Source organism: Curtobacterium sp. MCLR17_058, assembly GCF_003234705.2.
GTDB classification, from domain to species: Bacteria; Actinomycetota; Actinomycetes; order Actinomycetales; family Microbacteriaceae; genus Curtobacterium; species Curtobacterium flaccumfaciens.
Genome location: NZ_CP126262.1, coordinates 244,855 through 269,578, shown reverse-complemented (window position 1 = coordinate 269,578; position 24,724 = coordinate 244,855). Strand labels below are relative to the sequence as shown.

18 protein-coding genes are annotated in these 24,724 nt (G+C 71.4%); 7 read left to right on the top strand and 11 right to left on the bottom strand.

The window, feature by feature from the left end; translation table 11 throughout:
* The first annotated feature begins 35 nt into the window (after positions 1-35).
* The gene (locus DEJ11_RS01330) at positions 36-773 is read left to right on the top strand and encodes a GAF and ANTAR domain-containing protein (RefSeq protein WP_111054787.1); all 738 of its coding nucleotides are present in this window, start codon (positions 36-38) and stop codon (positions 771-773) included.
* Positions 774-806: 33 nt separating this feature from the next.
* On the opposite strand, the gene DEJ11_RS01325 is transcribed toward DEJ11_RS01330, so the two are convergent.
* The 4 genes from DEJ11_RS01325 to DEJ11_RS01310 form a co-directional block, all read right to left on the bottom strand.
* Complete coding sequence (locus DEJ11_RS01325; RefSeq protein ID WP_111103341.1) at positions 807-3,608, bottom strand: alpha/beta hydrolase; 2,802 nt, start codon at positions 3,606-3,608, stop codon at positions 807-809.
* Between the two features lie 206 nt (positions 3,609-3,814).
* A complete protein-coding gene (locus DEJ11_RS01320; RefSeq protein ID WP_239001383.1) occupies positions 3,815-5,029 on the bottom strand; it encodes an ice-binding family protein in 1,215 nt (404 codons plus the stop codon).
* 377 nt (positions 5,030-5,406) lie between these two features.
* A complete protein-coding gene (locus DEJ11_RS01315) occupies positions 5,407-7,539 on the bottom strand; it encodes an Ig-like domain repeat protein (RefSeq protein ID WP_111028678.1) in 2,133 nt (710 codons plus the stop codon).
* A gap of 138 nt (positions 7,540-7,677) precedes the next feature.
* Positions 7,678-8,964, bottom strand: coding sequence for a HupE/UreJ family protein (locus DEJ11_RS01310; RefSeq protein ID WP_111054784.1), 1,287 nt, complete (start codon positions 8,962-8,964; stop codon positions 7,678-7,680).
* A 122-nt stretch (positions 8,965-9,086) separates the two neighbouring features.
* Between DEJ11_RS01310 and DEJ11_RS01305 the strand changes: the two genes are divergently transcribed.
* A complete protein-coding gene (locus DEJ11_RS01305) occupies positions 9,087-9,809 on the top strand; it encodes a type 1 periplasmic-binding domain-containing protein (RefSeq protein ID WP_111054783.1) in 723 nt (240 codons plus the stop codon).
* A gap of 15 nt (positions 9,810-9,824) precedes the next feature.
* On the opposite strand, the gene DEJ11_RS01300 is transcribed toward DEJ11_RS01305, so the two are convergent.
* The 5 genes from DEJ11_RS01300 to DEJ11_RS01280 form a co-directional block, all read right to left on the bottom strand.
* Positions 9,825-10,748, bottom strand: coding sequence for an ROK family protein (locus tag DEJ11_RS01300; protein WP_027467215.1), 924 nt, complete (start codon positions 10,746-10,748; stop codon positions 9,825-9,827).
* A complete protein-coding gene (locus tag DEJ11_RS01295) occupies positions 10,745-12,430 on the bottom strand; it encodes a dipeptide ABC transporter ATP-binding protein (RefSeq protein ID WP_111054782.1) in 1,686 nt (561 codons plus the stop codon). Before DEJ11_RS01295 ends, DEJ11_RS01300 begins: the two co-directional genes overlap by 4 nt.
* The gene (locus DEJ11_RS01290; RefSeq protein WP_111039709.1) at positions 12,430-13,323 is read right to left on the bottom strand and encodes an ABC transporter permease; all 894 of its coding nucleotides are present in this window, start codon (positions 13,321-13,323) and stop codon (positions 12,430-12,432) included. Before DEJ11_RS01290 ends, DEJ11_RS01295 begins: the two co-directional genes overlap by 1 nt.
* Positions 13,324-13,378: 55 nt before the next feature.
* On the bottom strand, positions 13,379-14,338 hold the full coding sequence (locus tag DEJ11_RS01285) for an ABC transporter permease (protein ID WP_027467218.1): 960 nt from the start codon (positions 14,336-14,338) through the stop codon (positions 13,379-13,381).
* An 88-nt stretch (positions 14,339-14,426) separates the two neighbouring features.
* The gene (locus tag DEJ11_RS01280) at positions 14,427-16,220 is read right to left on the bottom strand and encodes a peptide ABC transporter substrate-binding protein (protein ID WP_111103340.1); all 1,794 of its coding nucleotides are present in this window, start codon (positions 16,218-16,220) and stop codon (positions 14,427-14,429) included.
* A 227-nt stretch (positions 16,221-16,447) separates the two neighbouring features.
* Here DEJ11_RS01280 and DEJ11_RS01275 point away from each other — a divergent pair, with 227 nt between their 5' ends.
* The 5 genes from DEJ11_RS01275 to DEJ11_RS01255 all read left to right on the top strand — a co-directional run bounded on the left by DEJ11_RS01275 (position 16,448) and on the right by DEJ11_RS01255 (position 22,763).
* Positions 16,448-17,632 carry an ROK family protein gene (locus DEJ11_RS01275; protein ID WP_083404204.1) on the top strand — a complete coding sequence of 395 codons (1,185 nt, stop codon included), beginning with the start codon at positions 16,448-16,450 and terminating at the stop codon, positions 17,630-17,632.
* Entirely contained in the window at positions 17,625-19,181 is a 1,557-nt protein-coding gene (locus DEJ11_RS01270; protein ID WP_111103338.1) for a M81 family metallopeptidase, read from the top strand. The genes DEJ11_RS01275 and DEJ11_RS01270 overlap by 8 nt, the downstream gene beginning before the upstream one ends.
* A complete protein-coding gene (locus DEJ11_RS01265) occupies positions 19,178-19,915 on the top strand; it encodes a copper homeostasis protein CutC (RefSeq protein WP_071245156.1) in 738 nt (245 codons plus the stop codon). Before DEJ11_RS01270 ends, DEJ11_RS01265 begins: the two co-directional genes overlap by 4 nt.
* A gap of 177 nt (positions 19,916-20,092) precedes the next feature.
* Positions 20,093-21,523 (top strand): M20/M25/M40 family metallo-hydrolase, encoded by a 1,431-nt coding sequence (locus DEJ11_RS01260; protein WP_111103337.1) that lies wholly within the window; start codon positions 20,093-20,095, stop codon positions 21,521-21,523.
* Between the two features lie 7 nt (positions 21,524-21,530).
* Positions 21,531-22,763, top strand: a complete 1,233-nt coding sequence (locus DEJ11_RS01255; RefSeq protein WP_111103336.1) for an MFS transporter — start codon at positions 21,531-21,533, stop codon at positions 22,761-22,763.
* Positions 22,764-22,778: 15 nt separating this feature from the next.
* On the opposite strand, the gene DEJ11_RS01250 is transcribed toward DEJ11_RS01255, so the two are convergent.
* Together DEJ11_RS01250 and DEJ11_RS01245 are read right to left on the bottom strand one after the other, a co-directional pair.
* Positions 22,779-23,960: a Fic family protein gene (locus DEJ11_RS01250; protein WP_258375351.1), complete on the bottom strand. Its 1,182-nt coding sequence runs from the start codon at positions 23,958-23,960 to the stop codon at positions 22,779-22,781.
* Between the two features lie 114 nt (positions 23,961-24,074).
* The gene (locus DEJ11_RS01245; RefSeq protein ID WP_258375350.1) at positions 24,075-24,719 is read right to left on the bottom strand and encodes an ATP-binding cassette domain-containing protein; all 645 of its coding nucleotides are present in this window, start codon (positions 24,717-24,719) and stop codon (positions 24,075-24,077) included.
* Positions 24,720-24,724: the final 5 nt, after the last annotated feature.

Sequence of the window (24,724 nt, the reverse complement as noted above, 5' to 3'; positions counted from 1 at the left end):
TGTCCCGCCTGCTCGACGGAAGGACCGTTCCCCACATGACCGAGGTACGCGAAGCACGACTGGTCGAGACGTTCGTGACCCTCACCGACAGCCTGGTGGCGGACTACGACGTGGTCGACGTCCTGCAGACGCTGGTCGACCGGGCCGTCGAGCTGTTCGACGCCGCCGCGGGTGCCATCCACCTGCTCGACAAGCACGACGAGCTGCGGGTCGTCGCCTCGACGAGCGAGCGCAGCAGCTTCATCGGTCTGCTCCAGCTCAACGCCGGCGAGGGGCCCTGCATCACCGCCGTGACCACCGGCCGGTTGGTGACGTCGGAGAACGCCGACGACCTGCGGCAGCACTGGCCGCGGTTCGCCGAGGCCTCGCGGGCGCGCGGGTACGCGGGGGTCCACGCCATCCCGCTCCGGCTGCGGGACACCACCGTCGGGTCGCTGAACCTGTTCCGCGAGACCGAGGGGGCGCTGAACGGAGCCGATGCCCGAGCCGCGCAGGCCCTCGCCGACGTCGCGACCATCAGCCTGTTGCAGCAACGGACCCTCGAGCACGCGACCCTCACCGCGGAGCAGCTCCAGCGTGCGCTCGACAGCCGGGTCGCCATCGAGCAGGCCAAGGGGTACCTCGCACGTGCGGCCGGGGTCGACGTCGAGCAGGCCTTCGGCATGATCCGTCGCTACGCCCGCGCCCACCAGCGCTCGCTGAGCCAGGTCGCCGCCGCCGTGGCGCGCGACGACGTCCCGCTCGCCGACCTCATCGGGGCCGGAGCGTCCTGAGGGTTCGCTCGGGACGCTCCGGACCGCGCACGACTACTTCGTCGTCGTGAAGGTGCCCCGGGCCCGCTGGTCCGAGCCGTAGCCACGGGCGTGCACCACGTGCGTGCCCGGCGCCAGCGCCGCCACGGTCTTCGTGATCTTCAGGCGGACCTTGCCGGCGGCGTTGGCAGTCGTGCGGGTGGCCCGACCGCCGTCGATGCTGACGGTGACCGACTCGCCGGCACGGAACCCCGTCGCCGAGATCGCGACCTTGGCACCCTTCCGGCTGCTCGTCGGCGTCACGGCGATGGCCGTGCTGGACGCCTGCGCCTCGGCACACGCGTCACCCGGGGTCCCGACCGCCGGAGCGGACGCGGTCGGCCGTCCGTTCACGCTGCGCACGCCGTCGTCCTCGCGGATGCGCATCGTGCCGACCGAGTCACCGATCACCGAACCGCCCTGGGTGTTGCTGAGGGTCATCGCGTAGTCCGACGTCCGCGAGAACGACGGGGTGCGGTCACCGTTCACCGAGACCGCGACCGTGCGGCAGACCTCACCGGGCTGGAACGTGACGGGCTGCACCGCCGGGCGGATGCGCCCGTCGTACGCCTGGTCGAGGTCGAAGTACACGGTGGTGGCCTGCTCGGCCGGTCGGGAGAGCACGACCGCTGCCCGCACCACCGTGCGCGTGCGGCCCTCGTCGACGAACCGGTCCGCGATGCGTGCGGCAGGACGCTTCGTGACCACCGGGGTGCCGAGGGTCGCAGCGGGCACGAGCGACAGGTCGCTCAGCAGGACCCCGCTGTTCTTCTGCGGGACGTCGATCGTCACCTCGCGCACCGACGTCAGGTCGATGCCGGTGAACGTGTCGAGGGGGATGCGCGCCTGCTGCAGGATCGTCTTGCGCGGGGCCATCCGGGTACCGGGGAGCAGCTGTCCGGCACGGCTGGTGTCGGACAGGCGGCGGGTCGCCACGGCACCGGTCGCGTCGCGGAGGGTGATCGAGACGTTCGCGTTCGTCGTCGCGGTGTCGTCCGGGGTGAGGCGGAGCGACAGCGCCTGGAACCCCGTGAAGTCACCGGTCGCCGGAGCCACCGGGACGTGCACCTGTCCGCCGGTCGCCGCCTTGGTGGGTGAGACGTGCAGGGCGGGGGTGGCCGGCACCGACGACGCCAGGTAGGCCGGGGTGTAGTCCGGGGCGTTGGACGAGATCGAGACGCACGCCGGCAGGATCTGCTTCGCGGGCAGGTTGTCGGTGCTCGCGCAGGTCTTCGCCGTCAGGGCCCCGGTCGTGGTGATCGCCGGGTTCGCGGTGTCGAACAGGGCGAGGTCACGCCGGCTCGCGCCGGGCTGGGAGGCGCTCACCCGGATGTCGGCCGTGCCCAGGGCGGCGGGCTGGCGGTTGGTGCCGTCGAACATCGGCAGGAACTGCTGCTCACCGTCGAGCGTCAGGCGGAAGAAGCCGCTGATCAGGCTCGTGCCGATGGCGTACTGCTGGTCGGACGACAGCCGCGTGGTGTGCTTCGCCTTCGCCCCGCAGACCGCGTCGGACTCGTCGTACCAGTCGTCCGACGACGCCTTCGCGTACTTGCCGGGCGTCCACGTCGTGTTGAAGAAGTTGTGGTTCGCACCCATCACCAGCACCGAGGAGCGCAGCACGTCGTCCCCGAAGGCGGTGCGGGAGTCGTCGTAGAAGTGCTGTCCCTGCAGGTCGGACACGTCGCCGTCGCAGTACGGCAGGACGACCGCCGTGTTCGTGTCCGGCAGGGTCATGCGCCCGAAGTCGGTCGGCGCCAGGGGCAGGACGGCACGGATGCCGAAGGGGTTCGTGCGCTGCGTGTTGAGCAGGGCCGCGCGGACCACGCCGTCACCGCCGCGCGAGTGGCCCATGAGGCCGACGTCCTGCAGGTCGAGCTTGCCGGTGAGCAGCGGCGAGAGCCGGGGCTCCTGTCCGGCGTCCGCGCGCTGCAGCAGGCTGAGGTGGTCGAGGACGAGCTGCCCGCGGGCCACCGCTCCGCCGTCGTCCGAGTAGCTGCCGTCGAGGGCGTTGATCGCGTTCGCGGAGATCGACACGACGACGTTGCCGTGGCTCGCCAGCGCGGTCGCTGCTGCGTTGTAGCCGAGGTAGCTCGGGATGTCGGTCTGTCCCTTCCCACACGGCCACGCCTTCGGGTTGTACGTGCCGCCGTAGCAGGCCTCGTGGCGGCCGTGCAGGAACACCACGACCGGACGCTTGCCCGGGGCGTCCTTCGGCACGAAGACCGCGGCACGCATCTCGCCCTTGCGCCCGAAGCCCTTGATCGTCTCGGCTTCGTTGCCCAGGTCGTAGTCGGCCCGGGTGACCGCGTACTGGCCCGCGGCCGCCGGGTCGTCGGTCAGGGGCGCAGGGGCTTCGCTCGGCGCGACCGTCTGCGGCGCGGTGGCGGCCTGCCGGTTGCCCTGCAGGTCGGTCTCGCCCGTCCAGCCGAGCTCGACGCTGCGGGCATCGGCGACCGCGGGGTCGGTCGTGGTGACCGTCAGCTGCCGCTGGTCGAGGCTCGTCTGCGCGACGCCGATGTCGGTGCCGTCCACGAGCAGGACGGGGGCCGCCGCACGGAGCGGCAGGGGGTCGGCGAGGGTCAGGACGACGGTGTACCCGCCGTCGGTCGGCGTGACCGTCCAGTCGTCACCCTGCGCGACGGGCGTGCCCGGGGTCGTGATCGTGGTCGTCCCCGTCGCGGCGGTGGACCCGTCGCCCGGCGCGGCCGTGGCCGGCAACGCCGCGATCGTGCCGGAGACGGCGAGCGCCCCGGCGATGAGTGTCGAACACGCGATCTGCAGCGCGATGGTGGAACGGCGTCTCGGCGAACGGTTCACGTCGGATCTCCCCTGGTGCGACGGGCATGCGCCACCGCACGCTCCGTCGCCAACAGTAGGGAGCGCGCTGCTCACCGCGGATCGTCCTGGAGGATGAGGTGACGGCTCAGTCCCTGAGGGTCCTCACGGGTGCGACCACCGGGTGCCCGACGGCACGCAGACGGCCCCGCGACCAGGGTCGCGGGGCCGTCGATCGTGCGGGTCGATCAGATGCGGCCGACGGTGCGGCGACGACGACGCAGCAGGACCATGAGCGTTGCACCCGCGGCGAGCAGTGCGGCGGCGATGCTCAGCGGGACGGTCGGGTCCGAGCCGGTGAACGCGAGCTCACCGGTGGGCTGGTCGGTTCCGCCGCCACCGCCGCCGCCGGCGCCTGCGGGGCCGCTCGGGGTGGCGGTGGGCACCACTGCGGGTGCCGTCGGGGTGGGTGTCGCGGTGGGCACCGGTGCCGGGGCGCGGACCGTGATGGTGACCGTCTGGGTGTCGTCCGGGCTGGTGCCGTTCGAGGCGGTGATCGTCACGGTCGAGGTGCCCGGGGTGGTCGGGGTGCCGGAGATGACGCCGGTGGTGCTGTCGATCGTCAGGCCGTCGGGCAGGCCCGTGGCGGTGAAGGTCGGGTTCGGGGTGCCGGTCGCGGTGACGGTGGACGAGTAGGGCACGTCCACGGTGCCGTCGGACGGGGTGCCCGAGGTGATGGTGGGCGACTCGGACGGCGTGCCCGGTGCGGGGCAGCCGTTGGAGGCCGTGATCGTGTTCGTGTCGAGGGTGACCGCGCCGGTGCGGGCCAGCAGTCGGCCCTGCACGGTCGCGCCGGTGGTGGCGGTCACGGACTGCTGCGCCAGGACGGTGCCCTGGAACTGGGCGCCGGTGCCGACGGTGGCGGAGCTGCCGACCTGCCAGAACACGTTGCACGAGCTGGCGCCGCCGGTGATCACGATCTGGCTGGCGGACCCGATGGTCAGGGTCGACGCGGCCTGGAACACCCAGACGGAGTTCGCGCTGCCGGCGAGGGTCAGCGCACCGTTGTTCGCCAGGGCGAGGGCGCCGCCGGAGTACACGCCGGGTGAGAGCGAGAGGCCGTTCAGCTCGGTGAGACCGGTCTGGGTCGGGGAGAGCGACGCGGCGACGTTGTACGCGGTGGTGGTGTCGCGCTGGGCCTGTGCGGCCGCGGCGTCGGTCTGGTGCGTGGTGCCGTTGACGACGCCGTTCGGTGCGCCGCCGAAGCCGGTGATGGACGTGCCCGGCGACAACCCGAGGTCGCCGTTGATCACGGAGGGGCCGGTGTTCGTGACCGCGCTCGCGCCGAGGACACCGTAGGTCGATGCGGTGCCGAGGTTGACCGGACCGTCGATGACCGTCGCGGCGGATGCTCCGCCACCGGTCCCGAGGGTGACCAGCGCGGCGACGGCAGCCGCCGACACGACCAGGAGGGAACTGCGTCTGAGATGGCGAGCCTGCACGGTCCGACCGCTTCCTGCAAGGAGAGGCGGGGTGACGTCGGCGACGAGCGCGCATTCTCGGTGGCTCGAAGTATGCGCTTCTCCACAGTGATTACCTAGGAATGTCTGAACATTCGCCCAAAGCCTGGCAGTTGGCCTGGCTGCCTAGGCGATCCCGGCCTGTGAGCGCATGCTCACCACAGGTTGACCGGCCGCTCTCACCAGCGGACGGGTAGGGAGTTCGGGTCTCCCGTCAGCCGGTGCGGCGCCGGTCCCGGGTAGGACCGGTCGCCCACCCCCCGGACACACGGCGAAGGGCCCCGCGATCGGGATCGCGGGGCCCTTGCTGGTGCCGGGTGCTACTTGATGACGACCTTGATGGTCGGGCTGGTGCTCGTGCTGAGCTCCGAGGTCCCGGCGAAGACGGCGTGCAGGTTGTGCGTGCCCTTCTTCAGCGGGAGCTTCGACGTGACCACGCCGTTCTCCACCGTGACGGTGGCGAGGCGCTTCGAGCCCTGGTAGATCCGGGCGGTGCCGTCGACGCTGAAGCCGGTGGCCTTCACCTGGACGGTCGCCTTGCCACCGCTGTACTTGATGGCGGTGCGGGACGGGGCCTTCTCGACGGTGACCGTCATGGCCTTCGCCGTCTTCGAGTTCGTTCCCGAGTAGACCGGGTCCGCGTTGACGAACGAGGCCGTGACCGCGTGCTTGCCGATGGCGAGCGTCTTCGGCAGCGTCATGCTGGCCGCGCCGTCCTTGACCGGGGCGGTGCCGAGGACCTTGCTGCCGTCCTTGAACGTCACCGTGCCCTGCTGGGTACCGATGCCACCGGCGATGGTCGCGGTGACCGTGGCCGGCTTGGCGGTGCCGTAGGTCTGCTCGGCGGCCGACGCGGTGAGCGTGGTGGTCGTCGTCGGCAGCGTGGCGTGCAGGTTGAACTTGTCGACCGTCGAACCGATCGCAGCCGGGTCGGCCGTGGCCGTCGGCTGGAGGGTCACACCGCAGCTGTCCACCTTGCCGTGCTGCACCGCCGAGTTGAGCGTGGTGCAGTCGCTGGCGCGGATGTTCTCGACGGCGAGCTTGTCGTCGGTGACCGAGACCTTCACGAAGGTGCGGACGTGCTCCTGGTTCTCGACCGAGTTGGCGAAGTGACGCTCACCCTTGGGGTCGAGCGGGTCCGCGCCGTAGCCCTGGGTGGCGTCCGGGGTGGTGAGGTCGTAGTACTTCGAACCGGAGGCCGAGTTCGCCGTCATGTAGATGACGCCGCCGGGGCCGGAGAAGACCTCGGGAGCAGCGGGCTGCTCGTTGACGTTGGCCTTCTTGCCGTTCTTGATCGCGTAGCTGCGCGAGTAGGAGTGGTCGTGGCCCTGCAGGACGAGGTCGACACCCATGTCCGAGAACGAACGCGTGAAGTCGAACCGGCGCTGCTGGTTGTCACGGTCGTTTGCGTGGTCGGCCGGCGAGTAGATCGAGTGGTGGTAGACCAGCGTCGTCCACTTCGCGTCGTCGCCGTAGCGGTTGATGACGTCGCGCACGTAGTTCACGTGGGCAGCGTCCGAACCGGCCGCGTAGGCGTTCGAGTTGATGTCGATGAACAGGACGCCCTTGTACATGTACCAGTAGTCGCCACCCGAGTTCGCGGTGGTGTTGCCTCCCGGGTAGAAGTCCGGCACCTTGAGGGAGTTCGGCACCTGGTTGTGCTGCTCGTAGGCCTTGCCGCCCACGTCGTGGTTGCCGATGGTCGAGGCCCACGGGTAACGCTTCAGCACGTCGCTGCTGTCCGCGAACGCGCCCCACTCGTACTCGTTGTTGGCGTGCTCGACCTGGTCACCACCGGAGACCAGGAGCTCGGCGTCCGGCTCGGTCGACGTGGCGTACTTGAGCGTGTCCGCCCAGCCGGCGCCGTCGTCGTCGGTGAAGCCGGACGAACCGATCTGCGGGTCACCGAAGAACAGGAAGTCGAAGTCGCCGGAGAAGCTCTTCGTGGTGAAGGTGTACGACGCGGACCAGGCCGAGCCGTCCGCCGCACCGACGTGGTATGTGTACGAGGTGTTCGGCTCGAGGGCCGAGATCGTCGCGTGGGCGTTGATGTAGCCCGACTCGGCGGCGATGCCCGGGATGCTCTTGGTGTTCGAGTCGGTCGCGCTCGAGTCGGCTGCGGTGTTCGCGGCCTCCGAGGCGGCGACCGTCTGCTTGGCGTCCGTGAAGACGCCGTCCGTCATGGACGCGGTCTTCTGGATCTCGAGCGACTGCGCGACGTTCGTGGGGAAGTACCACGAGGCGATGCGCTGGCTCTCGGTCGCGCCGACGCCGAGCAGGATGTGGATCGGGCCACCGGTCGAGATGTTGGTGGTGGGGGTGTTCGTCGCAGCGGTGGCGGCGTTCGTGCCGACCATCGAGGCACCGGCGATGAGCGCGGCCCCGAGGACGGCCCCGCAGACGCGGAGGGTGGTGGTTCTGCGCCGGGTAGTGGCGCCGGACAGGAGACTCATGTTGGTCCGTTTCTCAGACGTGGGATGGTGCAGCACGGAAGACTCTGCATGCACTGCAAAACGTCTTGGTAAACGCTGAGTGACAGTTCGTCGCTGTTCAGGAACGAACGCGACGTGCCAGCAGTTCGGTGGCGAGCATCAGCCAGCCGCGAGCCGCTCGACGAACCAGATCATCCCCATCACGAACACGCCGGCGGTCACGGCGCCCGTCACCCAGAGCGACACCCGGTGCGCCTTCCGCCGCAGCAGCGAGAGCGGCGGGAAGACGATGACGATGATCGCGAGCTGCACGGCCTCGATGCCGACGTTGAAGATGAGGAGCGAGACCAGCAGCTGCCACGAGAACGCCTCGTGGATGCCGAGGGCCCCGGCGAACCCGAGCCCGTGGATGAGCCCGAAGGCGAAGACGACGGCCAGGCGGGTCCAGCCGGCGCGGTCGAGCGAGAAGTGTCCGTGCTCGCCGACCACCAGTTCGTCGGCCCGCGATCGACGACGCCAGAGCCGCCACAGGTACCAGCCGGCGACCGCGGCGATCGACAGGGCGATGAGCGGCTCGACGACGATCGCGGGCGGGCTGACCACACCGAGGGCGGCGAGGATGAACGTGATCGAGTGGGCGATCGTGAACGCGGACGCCGTGTAGACGACCTCGCGCAGGCGACGCGACCCGGCGATGAGCGCCACGAGGAACAGGATGTGGTCGATCCCGGTGAGCAGGTGCTCGGCGCCGAGGCGGAAGAACTCCCAGAAGCGCGCACCCGCCGACTGCTCGGTCGAGAACGTGCGCTGCGAGGCGTCGAGGGTGGCCGAACCCGTCCGGTCGTCGACGTCGTAGGTGACGATCGTCTTGGTGTCGCGCACGAAGGTCTCGTCGTCGGGGAAGAGCTCCGACGACACCACGTGCCCGGACTGCGTCTCCGACGGTTCCGGACAGGCGAAGTCCGCGGTCACGTGGGCGTACGGCACCTCGTCCTGCAGGTCGACGGTGACCGTGTCGTCGAGCGTGCCGGTGCAGGCCTGCCCACCGGCTCCGGTCACCCGGAACCGGTCGAACACGTACTTCCCGATCGCGTCGGTGTGGGCTTCGGCAGCCGAGACCATGCCGGGGAAGTCCCCGTTGTCCCAGGCCTGCTGCCCCTGCTCGTGCAGCGCGTCGTCGTGCTCGCTCGTGGCCACCGAGACGAGCATCAGGTCGTACTCGAGCCCGAGCTTCGCCTGCACGACGGTCGGCTTCGTGGACGTGACGTCGGCGTAGACCACCGAGCTGAAGCCGTGCGCCGACGCCGGTGCCGCGCCCGCGAGCACGCCGATCACGACCACCCCGAGCAGCACGAGCGCGGCGACGATGCGTGCGACGAGCGCGAACAGGGGGAGGGAGCGGGCAGGGCGGGCGCGCAGGAGCGCGGCGGTGGTTCCGGAGGGCACGCGCAGACGATCCGGCCCGCAGACGACCGGCAGGTGAACAACCGGTGACCAGCAACGGGACGGCGGTCGGACAGGTCCCCGGACCGGCCCGGAGCGGCCGTCGGGCGTGCTTGCATGGTGCCGTGATCCGCCCCGCCACCCGGACGACCTCCCTGTTGACCGCCGTCGCCCTCGCCGCGGCCGGCACCGCTCTGCTGGCCGGCTGCTCCGGGGCGTCGGACGGCGCCACCGGCGGTACCGGCACCGCCCCGACGGCGACCGCGTCGGCGCACGCCTCGGCCGGGGTCCTGGGCACCGGGTTCTCCGACCCCGACCAGCCGCCGGCGCCCGAGGCAACCATCCACCCCGAGCCCGGTTCGTGGTCCGGGGTGCACGCCCCCGCCGGCTACGACGTCGTGCTGCTCTCCGACGCGGGTGACGCCGCCGACGCTCCGACCCGGACCCTGCTCGACGCCGTCGAGTCGTGGGCCGCGGACGAGGACGTCACCGTCACCCCGGTCTCGGCGAAGGGCCCCGACGACCGGATCGCCGCGGTCCTGCGCGCCGTCGACGCCGAGCCCGACCTGGTCATCACCGTCGGCAACCACATGGTCGACCCGCTCGCGGCGGTCTCGCCGACCGCACTCCACCAGCAGTTCCTGGTCGTCGGTGCCGAGATCGCGGAGCCGACGTCGAACGTCACGGCGGCGGACTGGACGGGCGGCGGGTTCCGCGGCGAGGGCCTCGGGCCGTCGAGTCACTACGACCCGGAGACCTTCACCGAGGACCGCGCGGCCCGCGGCCTGCGCGCCGGACTCGCCGCCGTGCTCCACGACCTGCGCGGCATCGTCGTCTGGGTGCCCTGACCGGGCGCTCCCCCGCTACGCGGTCTCCGGCTCCAGGACGCGCGCCCGCACCTGCGCCGCGGCGCCGAGTGCCACGGCGTCAGACCCGAGCGTCGACTGCGCGAGCCGGATCGTCGCCCCGCTGACCGGCGGTTCCGCGGCGATCGCCGCCGTGATGGCCGGTTCGAGCAGGTCCCAGGACCGTGCGATCCCGCCGCCGATCAGGACGGTGGTGACGTCGAGGATCCCCGCGGTCAGCAGTGCAGCACGGGCCAGGCCCCACCCCGCGGTGGCGAAGACGGCGGCCGCGTCGGCGTCCCCACCGCGTGCGGCGACGGCGACGTCCCGTGCCGAGAGCATCCGCCCGGAGCGTTCGGCGTAGCGGTCGGCGATGCCGCGCGCGCCCGCGATGGTCTCCAGGTGCCCGGTCTGCCCGCAGGTGCACCGGGCGTCGCCGAAGCCGGGGACGTGGCCGATCTCGCCGGCGGCACCGCGCGGGCCGGCGAAGAGCCGCCCGTCGAGCACGAGCGCGCCGCCGACGCCGGTGCCGAGGGTCATCCCGAGCACGTCGGACTCCCCCACGACCGCGCCGGTGGCGATCTCGCCGAGCAGGAACGCGTTCACGTCGTTGTCCAGGGTCGCGGGGACGCCGAGGGCGTCCGTCACCGCGCGGGTCACGCCGTACCCGGCCCATCCCGTGAACGAGTTGCCGGTGACCAGGACGGTCCCCGTGGTCCGGTCGACGACGCCGGCCGCGCCCACCCCGACACCCGCCAAGGAGGCCCGGTGCGTCTCGAGCAGACCCGTCACGGCCCCGAGTGCGGCCGTCACGATCGCCGCCCCGCCCGCGTGGGCGGGCGTCGGCAGGTCGAGGCGGTCGATGACCTCGAGGTCGGGCGTGGTCAGGACGACCTTCGTGTTCGTACCGCCGACGTCGACCCCGGCCAGGACCCGGGTCACGCGGTCACCGCCGCGAGTGAGGCGAGGCGCTCCGTCCGACGCTGCCGTTGCAGCACGGGGTCGGGCACCGGCACCGCGGCGAGCAGACGCCGGGTGTAGTCGGTGGTGGGGTGCAGCAGCGTCGTGCCGGTGGTGCCCTGCTCCTCGACGACGCCCTGGCGCATCACGACGACGCGCTCGGCGAAGTGCTGCACGACGGCCAGGTCGTGCGAGACGAACAGGCACGCGAAGCCGAGGTCGTCCTGCAGCTCGCCGAGGACCTCGAGCACGGTCTCCTGCACGCTGACGTCGAGCGCCGACGTCGGTTCGTCGGCGACGAGCAACCGCGGTTCGAGCACCAGAGCCCGAGCGAGCGAGACCCGCTGGCGCTGCCCGCCGGAGAGCTCTCGGGGGGCACGGGACGCCAGGGTCCGCGGCAGCCGGACGGCGTCGAGCACCTCGTCGATGCGACGACGACGATCGGCCGAGGACATCCCGCGACGGTGCACGGCGAGGGGCTCCGCGATGCACTCGGCCACCGACATCCGGGCGTCGAGGGACGCCACCGGGTCCTGCAGCACGACGCCGATGCCGGAGCGGAGTGCACGTCGGTCACGGCCCTTCGCGGTCCGCAGGTCCTGCCCGAACAGCGACACCGTGCCGGACGTCGGCTTGACGAGCCCGAGCGCCACCCGGGCCGCGGTCGACTTGCCGGAGCCGGACTCGCCGACCAGGCCGACGGTCTCACCGGCGTGCACCGCGATGTCGATGCCCGCGAGCGCGTGGACGGCGCGCGCCCCGCGCCCGAACGTCACCGAGACGTCCCGCAGGTCGACCACCGGGGCCGCACCGGGCCTCCCGGCCGGCTCGGTCTCCGCGTCGGTGACGGGAGCCGACGGACGATCGCCCGCCACGTCGAGCCGCGGCACCGCCGCGAGGAGCCGCTTGGTGTACTCGTGCTCGGGGCGGAGCAGGACGTCCTCGACCCCACCGGTCTCGACGATCTCGCCCTGGAGCATGACCGCGACCCGGTCGGCGAAGTCCGCGACGACCCCCATGTTGTGCGTGACGAGCAGCACGCCGGTGCCGGTCTCGACGGCGAGCGCACGGAGGAGCTCGAGGATCTCGGCCTGCACGGTGACGTCGAGGGCGGTGGTCGGCTCGTCCGCGATGAGCAGCTTCGGCGCGTTCGCGATCGCCATCGCGATGACCACGCGCTGACGCTGCCCACCCGACAGCTGGAACGGGAACGACCGGGTGCGCGACTCGGGGTCGGGGATGCCGACCCGGCGCAGCAGGTCGACGGCCTCGGCCGCGGCGGCGGACGCGGAGACGTCACGGTGGTTCCGGATCACCTCGGCGATCTGGGCACCGACGCGGGTGAGCGGGTCGAGGGCGGTCGCGGGCTCCTGGAAGACCATCGAGACGGTCGAGCCGCGCAGGGCCCGGAGTTCGGGCTCGGGGGCGCCGACGACCTCGTGTCCGGCGACGACGGCGCTGCCCGAGGCCGTCGCGTTGCCGGAGAGCAGGCCCATCGCGGCGAGGGCGACGGTGGACTTGCCGGAGCCGGACTCGCCGACCAGGGCGAGGGTCTCGCCGGGGGCGACCGACAGGGACACCCCGCGCACGGCGTCGACGGTGCCGGACTCGGTGCTGAAGGAGACGCCGAGGTCGGTCGTCCGCAGGATCGGTTCGTTGGTCATCAGCGGCCCCGCACGTCGAAGGCGTCCCGCAGTCCGTCGCCCACCGCGTTGAACGCGCAGACGACCAGGATCACGGCCAGACCCGGCGGCACGATGAGCCACCAGCGTCCGGAGTAGGCGGCGGTGAGTCCCGCCGAGAGCATGCCGCCCCAGTCCGTCGCGGGCGGCTGCACACCGAGCCCGAGGTACGAGACGTAGGCGACCAGCAGGATCGCGTCGGCGACCTGGAACGTCGCCGCGACGACGATCGTCGACACCGAGTTCGGCAGCAGGTGCTTGCCGATGGCGCGGGCGTGCGAGCCACCGATCGCGCGCAGGGTCAGGACGTAGTCGCGGTTCTTGAGCGTCAGGGTCTCGGCGCGGATCAGGCGGGACGGCACGAGCCAGGACACCAGGCCGAGGATGACGATGAGGCCGCCGACACCGGGGTTCGTGATCGCCGAGATGACGAGCAGGATGAACAGGGCCGGGATCGCGATGCCGGCGTCGACGACGCGCATCATCAGGGCGTCGATCCAGCCGCCGACGTACCCGGCGACGGAACCCCACAGGGTGCCGACGACGGTGGCCAGGACCCCGGCGGCGATGCCCACCATCAGGGAGACCTTGCCGCCGTACATCAGGCGGCCGAGGACGTCGTGGCCGACGGCGTCGGTGCCGAGCCAGTGCGCGGCGCTCGGGCCCTGGTTGGCCTGCTCGAGCAGCGTGTGGGTCTGGTCGGTCGGGTACACGAACGGGCCGACGAAGCAGAACAGCACGATGACGACGATCAGGGCGAGGCCGATCACGGCGAGGGTGTTGCTCCGGAACCGGCGGGCGGCGAGCCGGAACCCGGTGGCCGCGACGGTGACGGGGGCGCCCGGGGCTTCGGGGGCCATCTGGACGGCGGTCATACGCGGCTCGCCTTCACGTCATGGGTGGACGCAGCATCGATGGCTGACGTGGCGGTCATGCGCGGCTCGCCTTCACTCTGGGATCGATGAGGGACTGTGCGACGTCGGCGAGCAGGGTGCCGATGACGGTCGCGATGGAGATGACGAGCACGCAGCCGAGCAGCGTCGGGTAGTCGGAGGACTGTGCGGCGTTCCAGAACAGCAGCCCCATGCCGGGGTAGTTGAACAGCTGCTCGGTCACCAGCGCGCCGCCGAACAGCACCGGCAGGTAGTACCCGAGCATCGCGACGACCGGGGTCAGCGAGTTCCGGAACACGTGCCGTCGCAGGATCGTCGCGGTCGAGGCGCCGCCGGCACGGGCGGTGCGGACGTAGTCCTCCTGCAGGTTCTCGAGCGTCGAGGCGCGCATGTACCGACTGAACACCGCGATCATCGCGAGGGCTCCGGTCACCACGGGCAGCACGAGTCCGGCCGGGTCCTGGAACACCTCGGCCAGGGTGGTGCCGCTCGGGGCCTGGGACGGCAGCCACGGCAGCTGCTGGCTGAAGACGATGATCAGGACGAGGCCGAGGAAGAACGCCGGCGTCGAGTAGAAGACGAACGCCAGGGCGGTGGCGGCGTAGTCGACCGCACCGTTGCGGCGGGCCGCCTGGAGCATCCCGACCGGGATCGCGACGACGAGTCCGAGCACCGCGGAGATGCCGGTGAGCACGAGGGTCTTCGGCAGGCGCTCGGCGATGAGCTGCGAGACCGGCTCGTTGAGGGTGTACGAGGTGCCGAGGTCGCCGGTGAGCAGGCGACCGAGGAACCGCAGGTACTGCACGGGCAGCGGCTGGTCGAGCCCCTGCGCCTGGTTGAACTGGGCGATCTGCGTGGGGGTCGCGGAGACGCCGAGCACGCCGCGGGCGGGGCCGCCGGGCAGCGCGTGCAGCAGGCAGAACACCACGACGGTGACGATGAGGATCACCGCGAGCGCCTGCAGGACGCGCCTGGTGAGGTAGAGAGCTGTGGTCATGCGGCTTCCGATGGTCGGATTGGAGACGTGAGCCGGGGAGGAGGCGCGGTGCGCGTCGGTCGCGCACCGCGCCTCCAGGGTCGGTTTCCTACTTGGTCCACTTCCACTGGGCCGGGTGGAAGTTGGCGAGCGAGTCCTGGTCGAAGCCGGACAGGCCCTTCTTGACCACCGAGATCTGGTAGTCGGGGCTCGGCAGCCAGATCACCGGCAGGTCCTTCGCGACCGCGGCGCTGTAGTCCTGCACGGCGGTGGCGTCGGTCGAGGTGGTGGTCGCGTCGATCAGGGAGTCGACCTCCTTGTTCGAGTAGCTGCCGAAGTTCGCCGAACCGCCGGTCTGGAACAGCGACTCACCGGTCGGGTAGGCCGGGAAGTACCAGCTGCCCGCCGTGCCGAAGAACGACAGGTCCCAGTCGCAGCTGGCCTCGTCCGAGGTGCAGGTCGGGGTCTGCGACAGCACGCTCGACACCGGGGCGGTCTTGATGGTGAAGTCGATGCCGGTCTTCGCGAGCGAGGACTGGATCGCGCTCATCATGTTGTCGGTCACGGTCGAACCGGACTGCGACAGCACCTGCATCGAGAACTTCGTGCCCTGCTTGACACCCTCGCCGCACTGGCTGGCGGACGTGCCCGGGTCGGTGCAGACCATCGTGCCGCCCTGCTCCTCCCAGCCGTGGCTGGTCAGCAGGTCCTTGGCCTTCGAGGTGCTGAACGGGTACGGGTTCGACTTCTGCACGTCGGAGACGTAGTCGGACTCCTGCGCCTGCGGGATCGGACCGTAGGTCGAGGTGGCGGTGCCGTTGAAGACGACCTTCGACAGCGACGTCTGGTCGATCGACATCTGGACGGCCTGACGGGCGTACAGCTGCTTGAAGACGGCGCCCATCGTCGGGTTGTTGAAGTTGTACGGCATGTACGTGATGGCCCAGCCGGTCCAGGGCTCCACGGAGTAGCCCTTCCCGGTGAAGGACGCCTTCTGGTCCATGTCGGTGGCGTTGATGTACCCGTAGTCGACCTCGCCCGAGCGGACGGCGTTCACCTCGGCGTCGGCCGTGGTGAAGGGCAGCAGGTTCACCGTGGTGATCGACGGCTTCTCACCACCGTCGTACTTCTTGTTCGCCGTCAGGGTGACCTTGCCGGCCGTGGTGAAGGTCTTGACCCCGTACGGGCCGGAGATGGTCTTCCACAGGTCGTCGGTGGCGTAGTCGGAGATCTTGCCGGCGGCGGTGTTGAGGTACTTCCACACCTGCTTCGCGCCGGCGGTGGTCTCGTCGGCGTCGGTCACCTTCGCGGTCGCGCTGGTCTTGTCCCAGGCGTGCTGGGGCAGCGGGATGATGTGGCTCAGCTGGTTGGCGAGCATCCAGTCCGAGTTGTAGGCCTTGTCGAACGTGATGGTGAAGTGCGTGTCGTCGACGGCCTTGAACGACGTCCAGTTGTCCGGTGCCTTGCCCTTGGAGTACGAGCCCCACTGGTCCTTGTTCGCCTTGATCAGGTGGAACCAGAACCCGACGTCGCGGCTCGTGATCGCCTCGCCGTCCGACCAGTGCCGGTCGCCGAGCGTCACGGTGACGCTCTTGCCGTCGTCGGCGAACTTCGCGTCGGTGGCGACGGAGCCGGCCTTGTTCCACGCGATCTTGCCGGTGGAGCCGTCGTAGGCGACGAGCGGCTCGTACAGCGACTGGGCGATGGAGCCGTTGTTCGTGTTGAGGTGCGCGGCGGTGCCGATCGGCAGGATCCAGTTCGGCGTGAAGTTGGCGGGGAGCGCGTAGTCGATCTCGTCGGTCGATCCCTGCGAGGCGTTGCCGCCTCCGGAACAGCCGGCGAGCAGCGCGCTCACGGCGATCGCAGCTCCGGTGAGGAGCGCCCAGCGACGGGGCTTGGACATGCGGTGTCTCCTTGTGCGAGGGACTTCGGGGAGGTGGAGCACGGGTGCCGAGCGGCACGAGGACAGTCAAGGACCAAAGCGATTGGAAAAACAAACATCTCGATGTAAAAACTGCGTTACTGCGGAACGGACGAAAGGGTGGACCGCTCGATCCGCCCCGTAGGCTCGCGGCAGAACGGACCATCGACCGGTGTTCCGTTCCCGTTCCGCCCGGATTGGAGAAAGTCGTGGCCGATCTCAGCGCCCGCGTCCTCGAGCTCGTCGCCTCGGGGCAGGCCGCCAGCCGGACCGAGATCGCGAAGGTGCTCGGAGCCGCCCCGTCGACCGTCTCGCACGTCGTCGGCCAGCTCCTGGAGCACGGGATCCTCGCCGAGGAAGGTACGGACGTCTCGACCGGCGGGCGCCCCCGCAAGGTGCTCCGCATCGGCGGCGTCGACGAGTACGCGGTCGCCGCGGACGTCGGTGGCGGGCACGCGCGCATCGGCGTGGTCCTGCCTGGAGGCGCGCTCGAGTCGGTCGCCAACGTCCCGTTCGCGCTCTCCGACGGTCCGACCGCCGGGCTCCAGCGCCTGGCCGCGCTGCTCGAGCGGCTCGCCGACGACCGTGGTCGCGAAGGGCTGCGGGGCGTCGGGCTCAGCCTGCCCGGGCCCGTCGACGTCGTCGCCGGGGTCGTGGACCTGCCGAGCCGGATGCCGGGGTGGAACGGGTTCCCCGTGGCCGCGTGGCTGAGCGACCGGTTCGGCCTGCCGGCGATCGTCGACAACGACGCGAACTGCATGGCGGCGGGTGAGCAGACCGTGCAGGATCCGGCTCGACGCCAGACCATCACGATCAAGGCCGGCTCGGCGATCGGCGCGGGCATCGTCATCGACGGTCGGCTCTACCGCGGGTCGACCGGTGCGGCCGGGGACATCACGCACGTGCGGATCGACGCCGCCGGGGACACCCCGTGCTCGTGCGGCAACACCGGATGCCTGGAGACGGTGGCGTCCGGTGCCGCCCTGGTCCGGATCCTGTCGAACGCCGGGGTCGACGTCGCCTCGACCGCCGACGTCGTCCGGCTCGCCTCGGACGCACACCCCGAGGCCACCCGTGCCGTGCGGATGGCGGGCAAGTACCTCGGCGAGGTGCTCGCCGCCAACGTGAACTTCTTCAACCCGGACGCCGTGTACCTGGGCGGCATCCTGTCGACCCTCGACCCGTTCATCGCCGCCGTGCGGAGCCAGCTCTACGAGAGCTGCCACCCGCTGATGACCCAGCACCTGGCCATCGAGCCGGTGTCGCTCGGTGCCGATGCCGGGCTCGTCGGCGCCGGGCAGTTCGCGCTGCAGCGGGGCCTCGCCGCCTCGCTCGAGGAGCTCTCCGCGCCCATCCCCCAGTCCACCACCAGGAACAGGAGCGTCCGTGTCTGAGACCGGTCCCGTCACCCCCGCCGCCCCCGCCAGCACCGCTGGTGCCCGTCGCCCGGTCATCGCCATCGCCGGGCTCGCCATCGAGACGTCGACGTTCACGCCGACCCGGACCCACGCCCCCGCGTTCCACCCGGACCGCGGCGACGAGGCCGTCGCCCGGTACCCGTTCCTGGCGACCATGGCCGACCGGGCGGACTTCCGCGGGGCGCTCATCGGGCACGCGCTACCCGGCGGGATCGTCGACCGGGCGTCGTACGAAGCCCTGGCCGACGAGATCGTCGAGCGGCTCCGTGCGATGGGTCCGGTCGACGGGCTCTGGTACGACATCCACGGCGCGATGGTGGTCGAGGGGCTCGACGACGCCGAGACGGACCTGCTCGGTCGCATCCGCGCGGTCGTCGGCTCCGACGTCATCGTGTCCGCGTCGATGGACCTGCACGGCAACGTCACGCGCGAGCTCGCCCACCAGGTCGACCTCGTCACCTGCTACCGGATGGCCCCGCACGAGGACACCCTCGAGACGAAGGAGCGTGCCGTCCGGAACCTCGTCGACGTGCTCACCGAACGACCCGTCGGTGCGCAGCGACCCGTGAAGGCCTGGATCCCGATCCCCGTCCTGCTGCCCGGCGAGCAGACCTCGACCCGTCTCGAGCCGGCGAAGTCCCTGTACGCGCAGGTCCCGCTCGTCGAGCAGACCGAGGGCGTGCTCGACGCCGCGATCTGGGTCGGGTACGCGTGGGCCGACCAGCCCCGCGACCAGGCCGTCACCGTCGTCACCGGGTGGGACGAGGCCGCCGTCGCCGCCGGTGCCGAACGGCTCGCGGCGGCGTTCTGGGACGTCCGCGAGGACTTCGTGTTCGTCGCCCCCACCGGCACGTTCGAGGAGTGCCTCGACGCCGCGCTCGCCCCGGGCGCCGCGAAGCCGTACTTCGTCTCGGACTCGGGCGACAACCCCACGGCGGGCGGCTCCGGGGACATGACCTGGGGCCTGACGCAGGTGCTCGCCCGCCCGGAGTTCCAGGACCCGTCCGGCCCGACCGTCATCTACGCGAGCGTGCCCGGACCGGCCGCGGTCGCCGCGGCGGTGGACGCCGGCGTCGGTGCGACGATCACCGTGACCGCCGGTGCCGAGGTCGACCACGTGCATGCCGGCCCGATCACGATGACCGGCCGGGTGCACGCGATCAAGCACGGCGACCGAGACGCCGAGACCGAGGTCGTGCTGCAGGTCGGCAGCGTCTTCGCGATCCTGACGAAGCTGCGGAAGCCGTACCACCACGAGCACGACTTCACCGACCTCGACCTGGCGCCGCGGCAGGCGGACGTCGTCATCGTGAAGATCGGGTACCTCGAACCGGAGCTGTTCGACATGTCCGCCGACTGGATGCTCGCGCTCACCCCGGGCGGTGTCGACCAGGACCTGCTGCGCCTCGGGCACCACAGGATCGAGCGGCCGATGTTCCCCTACGATCGAGTGTTCCCGACGGCACCGGACCTCCGCGCCCGCATCGTCCCCGCCTCCAACGAACCGCTCGGAGCCCCTGCATGAGCACCACCGCCGCACTCGAGATCGCCGTCACCTCTCCGGCGGGTGCGATCACCGCGCGGGACGGCGGCGCCGACCGCGTCGAACTCTGCGTCGGGCTCGAGCTCGGCGGGCTCACCCCGTCCCAGGCCCTGGTCGAGACGACCCACGAGACCGGGATCCCCGCGCACGCGCTGGTCCGCTGCCGTCCGGGCGGGTTCGTGCACTCCCCCGACGAGGTCGAGCTCATGGTGCGCGAGGTCCGCACGGTCCTGCGCTCCGGGGCCGCCGGCGTCGTGGTCGGAGCCCTGCGCCCCGACCGGACCCTGGACGAGGACGCCCTCCGCCGCTTCGTGGACGCCGCCCGGTCGGTCAGCGCCACCGCCGAGGTCACCCTGCACCGCGCGATCGACCACGCGACCGACCCCGTCGCCGCCGCCGGATCGCTCGCCGCGCTCGGGTTCACCCGCGTCCTGACCTCGGGCGCCGCCCCCACCGCGGTCGCCGGTGCCGAGACGATCGCGCGCATGGTCGAAGCCGCCGGGCCCGTGCAGGTGATGGCCGGCGCCGGGGTCACCCCCGCCGACGTCCGCGCACTGCTCGCCACCGGTGCCGCCGCCGTGCACCTGTCGGCCAAGCGTCCGGCCGCGGACAGCACGCACGCCGGGGTGCCGATGGGCGCCGGGGACGACGGCTCCGCGCACTTCGTCACCGACGCCGAGGTCGTCGCGGCCGCGCGGCGCGCGCTCGACGCCTGAGTCGTTCCAGACCCGCACCGAGTCCCGGACCCACACCGGGCTCCGGACCCGCACCGGGTCCGAGGTGCGGCGCGTAGCGGACGCACACCGCGCCTCCAGGCCAATCCGGGTCCACCCGGAGGGACCCGCTCCTACGGTCGGCACCACCTGACCGAACGGAGAACCGTGTCCGCTCCCGTGACCGACAGCACCGAACCCGACACCCGTCGCGCCGAGGTCGCGCGGTTCCTCGAGGAGCACCGCGAACACCTGGTGCGGCAACTCAGCGAGTGGGTGCGGATCCCGTCCGTCGCATCGCAACCCGAGCGCGCGATCGACGTCGACCGGTCCGCGCACTGGCTGGCCGGAGCGATGCGCGAGCTCGGCCTCGAGACCGAGATCCTGCAGGCCGGTCCCGCACCGGCCGTGTACGCCGAGCTGCTCGTCGACCCGGCGCTGCCGACCGTGCTCGTCTACAGCCACCACGACGTGCGGCACGCGAAGCCCGAGGAGTGGCACGAGACCTCGCCGTGGGAACCCGTGTTCCGTGACGGACGCCTGTACGGGCGCGGGGCGTCCGACGCGAAGGGGCAGGTGCTCGCCCACCTGTGGGGGCTGCGCGCGCACCTCGCCACCCGACCGGACGGCACCCCGGCCGTGAACCTCAAGTTCCTCGTCGAAGGAGAAGAGGAGCTCGGCTCCAGCCACTTCGCCGACCTGCTCGACGCCGAGCAGGAGCGGCTGGCGTGCGACGTCGTCGTGTTCTCGGACACGCTGCAGTGGAAGGCCGGCAACCCCGCCGTCGTCACGTCGATGCGTGGCATGACGGGCGCGACCCTCACCGTCACCGGGCCAGCGCGCGACGTCCACAGCGGCGCCGTGTCCGGCCCCGCGCCGAACCCGGTGCACGCGCTCGTCACCGTGCTTGCGGCCCTGCACGACGACCAGGGCCGCATCACGATCCCCGGATTCCTGGACGACGTCGACGCGCTCACGGACGAACGCCGTGCCGAGCTGCAGGCACTCGACTTCGACCCCGACGTCTGGGTCGAGCGAACCGAGACCCGGGCGATCACCGGCGAGGCGGGGTACTCGGTCGAGGAGCGGCTCTGGGCACGACCGTCGATCGAGGTGCTGACCCTGCTCGCAGGCGACCCCACCGGGTTCCCACGAGCCGTGGTCCCGCGTGAGGCAACGGCCGAGATCAGCATCCGGACCGTGCCGGGGCAGCGGGTGCAGGCCGTCGCCGAGCAGCTGCGCCGGTTCGTCCGGGACACGATGCCCGACGGAGTGACCTACGAGCTCACGATCCCCGAGGAGACCGGGCAGGACCCGTACGTGACCCCGTCGGGCCCCGAACTCGACGCGCTCGTGCGGGCGATGGAGCTCGGGCACGGCACCGAGACCGCCGGGCGGATGGGCAACGCCGGGGGCGGTCCCGCGGAGCTGCTCGGCCGGGTGTTCGACGCCCCCGTCCTGTTCGTCGGCACGGGGCTGCCGGAGGACCACTGGCACGCCAGCGACGAGAGCGCCGACCTGCGCACCCTGCTCGACGGTGCGGCGACGATCGCGCACCTGTGGAGCGGACTCGGCGAGGCCGGGAATGGATCGTCGCACTCCGGGGCTTGATGCCCCCATGACATCGTCAGCAGCGCGCCGCGGGTGGCTCAGCGTCACGTCCGTCGCACTCGGGTCGTTCGTGCTCGTCCTGTCCGAGTTCCTGCCCATCGGGCTCCTCCCCGCCATCGCCGACGACCTGGACGTCGGCATCGGCACCGCGGGCCTGATGGTCGTCGCCACCGGACTCGTCGGCGCCGTCGCGGCACCGGTCGTCACCGTCCTGACTTCGCGGCTCGACCGCCGGGTGGTGCTCGTGTCCCTGACCGTGCTGCTCGTCGTCGCCGACGGCCTCGCCGCGATCGCGCCCTCGTTCTGGGTGCTGCTCATCGCACGGATGCTGCTCGGGGTCGGCATCGGGGGCTTCTGGGCCATCGGCGCGGGGATCGCCGGGCGACTCGTCCGGCCCGAGCTGACCATCCGCGCGACCTCGCTCATCACGGCCGGCGTCTCCGTCGCGACCGTCGTGAGCCTGCCGCTCGGCGCCCTGGTGTCGTCGCTCGCCAGCTGGCGCCTCGGCTTCGTGATCGGTGGGGCGCTCGGTGTCGTCGCGCTCGTCCTGCAGCTGGCGATGCTGCCGAGGATCCCCGCGCAGCAGCGGGTGCGGTTCGCCACGCTCGGGTCGCTGCTCCGCGTCCCCCGTGCCCGGGTCGGGCTCATCGCCGCAGCCTTCGTCTTCGCGGCCCAGTTCGCCGCCTACACCTACATCGCGCCGTACCTGCAGCAGCTCGTCGGCGTCGGCCCGGACACCGTGACGATCGCGCTGCTGGTGTTCGGCGTCGCGGGCATCATCGGGAACTTCGCCGCGGGCTTCACGCTCGACCGCAGTGTCCTCGGCACCATCGGGGCGTCGAAGTTCGTGCTCGCGGCGGCCGTCGTGCTGCTCCCGCTGCTCGCCCACTCCGTCGTGGGGGTCTTCGTGCTGCTCGTCGTGTGGGGCCTGGTGTGGGGTGCGCTGCCGCTCGGGATGCAGACGTGGATGTCGACGGCGTCGCCGGCCGGGTCCGAGAACGGGCTCGCGCTGTTCGTCACGACGATCCAGCTCGCGATCGCCGCCGGTTCGGTGCTCGGTGGGGCCGCGGTGTCGTCGTTCGGTCTGGCTGCCGACTTCTGGCTGGCGGGCGGGGTCGCGATCGTCGGTGCCGTGGTGCTCGTCGCGATGGGGCTGCGGAAGTCGAGCGCCGTGCTGGCGGTCGAGCCGGTCGCGGCCGACCCGACGCCGACCGGCCCGGTGGCCGTCGCCTGCCCCTGACCGCCTGAGCCCGCGTCAGCCCCGGCGACCGGACCGCGCGGCGAACTCGTCGAGCGCCGAGAGCACTTCGTCGTTGCGGTACAGGACGCCGTGCCGGTACTCGTTCTTCGACAGCAGGATGCCGGCGTCGACGAGCTTCTGGAGGTGCGGGTACACGTTCCTCGTCACGACACCCATCTCGGCGGCGAGCACCGTCGCGTTCAACACGGGCTGCCGTGCGACCACGTCGAGCGCGTCCCAGACGCCGGAGTCTCGTCGAGCCTCGATCCGGTCCTGCCAGCTCCTCCGGATCCTGCGGATGTCCTCGACGAGCTCCGTCGCGTTCCCGATCGCGGCGAACGCGGCTTCGGCCACCCGCCGGATGATCGGTTCGACATCGCCACGGCGGTACGCCGTCAGCGCCTCGACGTAGCCCGCAGTGTCGATCAGGAGGCCTGCTGAGACCGGGACCGTCACGTTGCGCGTCAACTCGTTCGACCGCAGCATGGCCTGCAACAGTGCACGCCCGGTGCGACCGTTCCCGTCGGTGAACGGGTGGATGGTCTCGAACTGCGCGTGGGCCACGGCAACCTGCGCCAGCCGAGGCAGGTCCAGTCGCCGCGCGAAGGCCATGACGTCGTCGACCAGTCCCGGAACCCGTTCCCATGCCGGGGCGACGAAGTCGGCTCCGACCGGGCTGCGACCATCGGTGCCGATCCACACGGGTTCACGCCGGAACGCTCCAGCATCGTGATGGGGGTCGTGTTCGAGCAGGACCTCGTGCATCGCGAGCACGGTGTCGGAGGTCAATTGATCGGACAGTTCGATCGCGGTCCGCATCGCACGCGTGTTCGAGACGATCGCGGTTGCGTTGCGCTTGCCGGGGGCACCGATCTCGGCGGCGAACACCTGCCGAGCGCTCGCCGTGAGGTGCTCGATCTGCGACGACGCTGCTGCTTCCGAGCGCAGCAGGAGCGAGGCGAACGAAGCCACCTCACCACCGAGTTCACTGTCGAACCGCACGAGCGCGGTCGAGGCTTCGTCAACGAGGGTCGCCACGTCGTCGCTCAGCTCGATCGGGAGTCCCGTGATCGCGGGCGGAACCGCTGCAGCGTACGATTCCCGAACCGTGCCGCGTCGAGCCGCCCGCGGACCGTACTCGGCGTCGCGGCGCTCCCAGTCGAGTTCCTCGTACTGCAGCGCGGGCCACGTGGTCACGATCACTCCCTGAAGCCAGACTCGGTCCGTCAGATTTTCTGACATAAGCCATCATCTCAGAAAATCTGGCGCCCGCATTCTGAGATCGACACCGTCACGCCCCCGCGGGCAGGGTCAGGTCAGGGTGACGATGCGGTCGGCTACGGCGATCGCGGCCGGGTCGTGGGCCGCGTGCACGACCACGACGCCGGCCGCGGCCTCGTCGGCGAGCGCCGCCACCACGAGCGCCGCTGATTCGGCGTCCACGCCGGCGGTCGGTTCGTCCACCAGCAGCACCCCGGCACGCTGCGCCAGCCCGAGCGCGACGAGCGTGCGCTGCCGCTGCCCGCCCGAGAGCTCCTCGATCGGCCGGTCGGCGAGCTCCGTGATCGCCATCCGCTCGAGCTGCGCGTCGACGACCGCTCGGTCGACGCGTCCGAGCGGCCGCCACCACGCGCGGTGCCGCCACCGCCCCATCGTGACGGCCGCGCGGACGGTGAGCGGGAGCGTGGTCGGCGGCACGGACTGGGTCACGTAGGCGACACCGTCGAACGGGAGGCCCGTCACCCGCCCGGCGGTCGGCCGCACGACGTCGGCGACCACGTCGAGCAGCGTCGACTTGCCGGAGCCGTTCGGTCCGGTGAGCGCGGTCACGACCCCGGCGGGGAACGTCACATCGAGCATGTCGAGGACGGTCCGGTCGCCGAGGACGGCCGTCACCCGGTCCAGGTGGACGGGAGATCGGGGCTCGGCGGGGTCGGTCGGCTCGGTCGCAGGCACCTGAG

Coding starts and splice junctions, on each gene's coding strand:
- DEJ11_RS01330 (WP_111054787.1), top strand. CDS start 36: ATGACCGAGGTACGCGAAGCACGACTGGTCGAGACGTTCGTGACCCTC.
- DEJ11_RS01315 (WP_111028678.1), bottom strand. CDS start 7,539: ATGAGTCTCCTGTCCGGCGCCACTACCCGGCGCAGAACCACCACCCTC.
- DEJ11_RS01295 (WP_111054782.1), bottom strand. CDS start 12,430: ATGACCAACGAACCGATCCTGCGGACGACCGACCTCGGCGTCTCCTTC.
- DEJ11_RS01290 (WP_111039709.1), bottom strand. CDS start 13,323: ATGACCGCCGTCCAGATGGCCCCCGAAGCCCCGGGCGCCCCCGTCACC.
- DEJ11_RS01285 (WP_027467218.1), bottom strand. CDS start 14,338: ATGACCACAGCTCTCTACCTCACCAGGCGCGTCCTGCAGGCGCTCGCG.
- DEJ11_RS01280 (WP_111103340.1), bottom strand. CDS start 16,220: ATGTCCAAGCCCCGTCGCTGGGCGCTCCTCACCGGAGCTGCGATCGCC.
- DEJ11_RS01265 (WP_071245156.1), top strand. CDS start 19,178: ATGAGCACCACCGCCGCACTCGAGATCGCCGTCACCTCTCCGGCGGGT.
- DEJ11_RS01255 (WP_111103336.1), top strand. CDS start 21,531: ATGACATCGTCAGCAGCGCGCCGCGGGTGGCTCAGCGTCACGTCCGTC.